Genomic DNA, 1,093 nt, shown 5'->3' on the forward strand with positions numbered 1-1,093 from the left:
GCGCCCAGTTCGTCGTCGACGGCGTTGCGCTGTCCCCGCCGGCCGCGGCCGCCGCCGCGCCCGGCCCAGTCGGGGTTGATGCTTTCCGGGACCACCAGCACCCGCGACGTGGCCGACGGCGGAGCCTGCACCTCGCGACGGTCCGGGCCCCACACCCGCCACGCCGGAACCCCGACTGGGCCGGGCGCGGCGGCGGCCGCGGCCGGCGGGGACAGCGCAACGCCGTCGACGACGAACTGGGCGCCCGGGCTGATCAGCAACTCCTGCTGCCCCGCCGGCAACGCGATCGGGTCGCGGTCGCACGCCCGGGCCGCAACGGGCTCGTCGTCGAGCAGAGCGCCGACGGTGGTGCTGATCGACGTGTGCACGAACCGTCCCGCGACCGCGATGACCGGGCCGTGATCGCAGTCGACGGCGATCTCGCGCGTGCGATCGCGGGCAGCGTCGGCGGGCGCGATCGGGGTGCCGTCGGCACCGAGCACCGACAGCTCGGCCACCCCCGGCGGCTTGAGCTGGTCGAAACCCAGCGCGTTGCGGTCGATGACGTCTTCCCAGTCCAACAGGCTGACGGTGACGCTGTCGGTCACCCGGGGATGCAGTGGGAGTGTCTGCGGTTCACCGGGCTTCAACGCGTGCACCTGCGGGCCGTCGCCCAGGTTGACCGCCACCATCGTCGGATGGGCGGGCAACGCCGACCGGCTCGGCGCCAGCCGGAGCGCGGTGACCTCGGTGGGCCGCGGCAGGGTGAGCGTCAAGGTGGGCGGGGTCTTGTGCTGCACCACCCGCTGCGGTGCCGTCCATGCCGTCGCCGGGTCGCCGTCGGTCGCCGCATACGCCGAGCCGAGGACGTCCACCAGGTCGGAGTCGCCCCGTGCCCTGGTGGTGTTCGGCTCGGCGAGCAGGTCGGCCAGCTTGGGCCCCTGCCGCGGCCGCACCCACACCAACGGGGTCACCGACATCGGTGCCGGAACGGTCAGCGTCCGGCTGAGATTGACCGGCTCTTCGGGTGTCAGCGCCATGGACGGCGCGCAGCGCACGCCCTCCGGCGTCGACGCGCATCCCGGCCTGCCCAGCAGCTCGGAACCCAGGACCG

Annotated in this window: 1 pseudogene; it reads right to left on the minus strand. The window is 74.4% G+C overall.

The window, feature by feature from the left end:
- Positions 1-1,093, minus strand: a pseudogene (locus A5711_RS05445) (hypothetical protein); the annotation flags it as partial.

Origin of the sequence: Mycobacterium sp. E2238, assembly GCF_001672665.1 — a bacterium.
Lineage (GTDB): Bacteria > Actinomycetota > Actinomycetes > Mycobacteriales > Mycobacteriaceae > Mycobacterium.